The sequence below is a fragment of the Mycobacterium attenuatum genome, assembly GCF_900566085.1.
Classification (GTDB): domain Bacteria; phylum Actinomycetota; class Actinomycetes; order Mycobacteriales; family Mycobacteriaceae; genus Mycobacterium; species Mycobacterium attenuatum.
Genome location: NZ_UPHT01000199.1, coordinates 1 through 4,981 on the forward strand (window position 1 = coordinate 1; position 4,981 = coordinate 4,981).

Annotated in this window: 3 protein-coding genes and 4 pseudogenes; 5 read left to right on the forward strand and 2 right to left on the reverse strand. The window is 60.7% G+C overall.

The features are described from left to right. Positions 1–186, reverse strand: a pseudogene (locus EET13_RS29525) (wax ester/triacylglycerol synthase domain-containing protein); the annotation flags it as partial. Positions 187–474: 288 nt separating this feature from the next. On the opposite strand from EET13_RS29525, the gene EET13_RS30750 reads away from it, so the two are divergent. From EET13_RS30750 to EET13_RS32150, 5 genes and pseudogenes are all read left to right on the forward strand, one after another. Next, entirely contained in the window at positions 475–633 is a 159-nt protein-coding gene (locus EET13_RS30750) for a hypothetical protein (protein WP_168991364.1), read from the forward strand. A 123-nt stretch (positions 634–756) separates the two neighbouring features. Beyond that, positions 757–945, forward strand: a pseudogene (locus EET13_RS33080) (transposase); the annotation flags it as partial. Between the two features lie 590 nt (positions 946–1,535). Next, a complete protein-coding gene (locus EET13_RS29530; protein WP_244604198.1) occupies positions 1,536–2,840 on the forward strand; it encodes a PPE family protein in 1,305 nt (434 codons plus the stop codon). 485 nt (positions 2,841–3,325) lie between these two features. Beyond that, positions 3,326–3,709: pseudogene (locus EET13_RS32145) on the forward strand (transposase); the annotation flags it as partial. A gap of 10 nt (positions 3,710–3,719) precedes the next feature. Further along, positions 3,720–3,872, forward strand: a pseudogene (locus EET13_RS32150) (IS1380 family transposase); the annotation flags it as partial. Positions 3,873–4,197: 325 nt separating this feature from the next. Here the strand turns inward: EET13_RS32150 and EET13_RS29540 are convergent. Further along, positions 4,198–4,965, reverse strand: a complete 768-nt coding sequence (locus EET13_RS29540; protein ID WP_244604197.1) for a group II intron maturase-specific domain-containing protein — start codon at positions 4,963–4,965, stop codon at positions 4,198–4,200. Between the last annotated feature and the right edge of the window lie 16 nt (positions 4,966–4,981).

Below are 4,981 nucleotides of genomic sequence, written 5' to 3' on the forward strand. Positions count from 1 at the left end.
CATCTTCAAGCCGGCCACACCGTCGATGACGGTGTGATGCACCTTGATATAGAAGGCGAATCGGCCACCTGCCAGGCCGTCGATCAGATACGACATCCACATCGGACGGGACCGGTCGAGCCGCTCGCCGTCCAACTCGGCGATCAGCCGCCAAAAACCGGCGGCGTCGCCGTCCACCGTGCGCCGCAAACCGCACGCGAGTCATCCAGGGGGCACGGCAAACACGACGCGACATAACGCAACTCGGCCTAGAGGCTGTGGTGTCTCAGACACAGGAGCGTACTACCACATGTCGTTCGAGATGATGCGTTACCTATCGCCGGCGAGCCTGCATCACGTTGACATCGCCGTGACCGTCATCGACTCGTATCTGCGCCGACTAGTGTCCCGCGCCAGGAGTTCGTTTACATAAACGTAACTGGCGTGACCCGCGTTCCTCGACACGAATCCGTTGATGCATAACATGGTTCGGGCGTGACGAAGCGAGGGAGACCGATAACGGAGCTGGTGCTGACCGTCGCGGAACGAAAGACACTGACCCGGTGGACGCAGCGACGCAAGTCGACGCAAACAATGATCCGGGACAGCGCGGTCAGCGCCACCATTCAGTTCTTAGTTCCGGCGCCCGAATAGTCACCTCCCACTCGAAATGTATTGCAGTCCAAGGTAGATTCGCGATCATCGTCAAATCATCGTCTGGAAAATGGCCGCAGTTCTTGTGATCTTACGTCGTGGAAAGTTGACCTGATTCTCAGACGGCTCAACGCGGAGATCCGACGCCCGCACCGACGTAGTCGGCATCTTCCCTGACCGCAACCCCCGATCCCGCCGTGTCGGGGCCGTGCTCGCCAACAACACGATGCGCGTGTCGAATCCTGGCGCTACCTCAGCCTCGACGTCGTCAGCAAATCCCGAACCACCAACCCCTTAACGGCAGGGCTGACACTCCAGCGGTTGGTTAACCATCAACACGAAGAATCACACGACGACGTCGTACGCCCATCCCCGGATTTGACCCGGCCGGACTGCGTTTGGCACGGCGGCAGCCATCGATCATCCCGATTTGGATTTGGACGGCGTTTTCTTCATACGACGCATAGTCAACCCATCCGATGGTCAAAGCTATGCGAAGATCTTGGTCGATCGATTCTTCTTATGGATTGATCGGACATATCAATTTGGTCAAGCGACGCAATTTCGACTACAGTCGCCACATGCCGCCGTCATGCGGAAATGTGATCAGGATGCATCGTGCGTGAACGCTTTTAAGCTGGACCGGTTGAGCTTTGTTGCATAGTTGACGGTGACACAACAGCTCAAGGAAATGCCTCATCTCTCAAAAGACTTCGCCAAGGCAGGGGCATCCGTGCGATACGCTCCCCGATGTGCATAGATGCAATGTCGGATGGGCGACATGACTACTGCCGGAAATTCCATGATTGGGCCGCTCGGATCGCGCGGGACACAGGCAGAGACAATCGTGCCCAATGGAAGCTGTTATCTTATTAAGGGGTTATATGGCCGCAATAATCTGGATGGCTTCGCCACCGGAAGTGCACTCGGCGTTGTTATGTACTGGCCCCGGGCCAGCGTCACTCATAGCTGCAGCTGACGGGTGGACTTTGCTGAGCGCCGAATATGCATCAGTGGCCGAAGGCCTGACCGCGAGTTTGGCGGCCTTGCGAGCCGGCGCTTGGGAAGGCCCCAGCGCCGGAATCTGCCTAACCGCCTACGCGCCCTATCTGGCATGGCTAACGCAGGTCAGCACCGATTGCTGTGCTTGCGCCGCCAGCCATCAAGCCGTTGCCACTAGCTACATCGATGCACTGGCCGCTATGCCCACCCTAGGCGAGTTAGCCGCCAACCGCACCAGCCATGTAATGTTGCTCGCTACAAACTTCTTCGGAATCAACACAATTCCGATCGCCCTCAACGAAGCCGACTACACCCGAATGTGGATCCAAGCCGCCACCACGATGGAAATGTACCAAACGCTGACAACAGTGAAATTGACCTCCGCACCCCGTACACCTCCAGCACCGCCCATCCTAAAAGCCAATAGCGGTGAAACCGTTAACCAGACCCTCACGCCATTCCCTTGGGGCGACTTCTGGCTATTCTTAGTGGGTCTTTATTGGAACTACTACACCGCGCTCTGGTTGTTCGCATTTTTCGTAGAGCAAAGTATAGAAAGCATGCCGGAAATAGTGTATGGCGTCCTCACTGGTAATCCGGCGATGGCATTGACTTACCTCGTATTCATGTTCATTGTTACGGCACTGGCGATCGACATGTTTTGGCTAAACGTTTTGATGTATACTTTCCTACTTCCGTATATCGCGTATGCTTTCGCCGAGTTTGTTGTCGGTTGGCTTCTTGGAAGTACTTTCGGGATAGTGGCGAGTCCGCTTGCTGTGGCGACGGCAACAGTGGGCGCCGTCGCACCGGGTATGGCTGGCGCGGCAGCTGCGATGGCGACGGCGGCTACGCCAGTTGCCGTCGCGGCTTTACCGATGGCTGGCGTAGGTGCGGCACCGGCGGCTGCCGTGGCGATCGGTGGTGCGGTTCCGTCAGTGGGTTGCGGTTCTTATGCCGCATCAAAGGCGGGTTTCGTGTCGACGCCGACTAGCGGTGGAGCGGAGGGCAAGTCGGGGTTGCCTACATCTAGTCTCGTTGCTGAGCCTCTGGGATTTTCCGGCACGATGTCTACTGGTGGCGTGATCCAGCCCAGCGGATTGATGACGTTGAGCGATGAAGTCGGGAGTGCATTGCCGATACCGCCGGCTGGCTGGAATGCAGATGCTGTCGGCTTGGAGAGCCGCGGCGAACTTGTCGGCTAACGCTAACAAGACGCTGCTGAGCACTTGTTGACCCTGGCGAAAACTCTTCGACAACAACAATTGTGAGCTGTTGGACGCTTTTGCCGCCAGTGCCGGGCTGAGTCCGATTAATTAGCAAACGGGTGTTACAGGCGCGAAAGACACACTCCCGCGCGGGTATTCTGCGGTGTCGATACGAAGGTGATTCATGCTGAGCGCACCTGAGAAATGCACGCTGTCACCGAGTGGTCGAAGAAGCTGCGCGTGGAGGTCAGTGGCGATGATGTGGCTCAGCACGCTGGGCATTGTGCTACCTCGGGTGCAGGCGGGTGCGGACCGTGCCCACAGCCGAGTTGTCGACGACGGCGTCGCACTGGAGGCAGCTTAGCCAGGATTTTGCGCTGAACTTGGCATGACACGATTCTGAGTTAGCGAAAGCGACTGTCCTGCAACGAATAATGAGACTGCTGAAGGTCCATAATTCCGAGCGGGAGGGCACTTTCTAGGTGAGGAGTAGCGCAGCGGTTTCGCGGGTGAAAGTGTCGGCGGGCGGCCGCGGCGTGGTGTCACATGCCGGGATGGGCCTGTTGCGCGAGTCGGCGGACCTGACCGGGTTGTCGGCGCAGCTCACGGCCGTTTTGGCCGACACGTACAAGGGGCCGTGGGTGCACGCCCCGGGGGCGGTGTTGCCTGATCTGGCTGCAGCGGTGGCCGACGGTGCGGACTGTATCGACGGGGTCGGCCGGCTGCGTGGTGATCGCACGCATGTGTTTGGGGCCGATGGCCTCGACGACCACCGACCGCTTCGCCCACGCCTGCCGCGATCACGGGGCCGGGGACCCTCAACCTCGCCGAGGGCTGGTACCCGGCCATCGATACCGCCGGGGGAATCCGTGAGGGGCCGAGATCACCACGTTCCGCTACCGGGTGCTGCACGTCGCGGCCCGCATCACCCGAGGTGCCCGCCAACTACGGCTACGCATCGACGCCACCTGGCGGTGGGCCACCACCATCGCGACCGCCTGGCACCGCCTACGCAACGCCTTCCCCTGACGCACAAAACCCCGTCCCGCCGACCCGAAAGACCCAAACCAGCCCCCGGAAAGCCCGCTCAACCCGGCGACACAGGACAACCAAACACGCCTCACACGCTAACCCGCTGGCGTTCAACGCCTTTCGCGACGTGAAATTGCCGAACCCAACCGACATGTAGGGTCGAGAGCTGGCGCGGTGACGTGGATCGACGGTAGGTCGCGGAGCCGCTGGTGACCGCAGGGTTTCCCCTGGTGTCGTTCATCTCCGTGGCCCCGTGCCCGATCTGTGTTCCGTTTCCAGCTCCCGCCCGTCAAACCGTGCATGCGGTTCTCCCGCACACGGCTTACCGACGCCGTTCGCCGCCGGCATTCGGCGCCACCCGCCAGGACCGGAAAGGCCTGGGTGCAACAACCGTTTTGTCAAGGCGGATCAGCCCGAGCTGATTGTCCGACGCGTAGGCGATAACCCACCGACCGAACGCTCGGGAGCGGCGATGCTTCTTCGCAATGAAGCCCGCGATCCGCATCACCGCGTAGTCTCTGATCTTGGTGAACCGCTGGGCCGAGTTCCCGTACCGGAAGTATCCGCCCCAGCCTCGCAGAAAGCGATTGACCTCTCCCGCGATGTACTGCACATCCAGCAGCATCCGGCGACGATCCGTCAACTCCCGGATCCGGTCGCGCGCATGCTGCATCGCCTTGTCCGCGGGCCAGCGGGTGAGGAAGGCGACGCCCTTACCGCCGGTGCGCCCCTCAGCGCGCACCCACCGATGGTGGAAGCCGAGGAAATCCAGTCCCTCGCCCCCGTCGGTAAGGTGCACGATCCGAGTCTTGGCCGCCTTCGGTTCCAAACCGAGTTCGGCCAGCAGCGCCCGAAGCCGCGCAAGCGCTGCCTCCGCCTGCTGCCGAGAGCGGCACATCACCACGGCATCGTCGGCATAACGCACCAGCACCCCGAACTCGCGAACGTCCCACACCCGATCGATCCGGTGCAGATAGACGTTCGCCAGCAGCGGCGAGACCAGTCGGGTAGCTCCGGCGCGTTGCCGCGCCGGAGCCCCCTCAGAACCGTACGTGCCAGTTGTCCCGGCATACGGCTCAAGCAAGCCCAAAGGCATTCAGGCCACC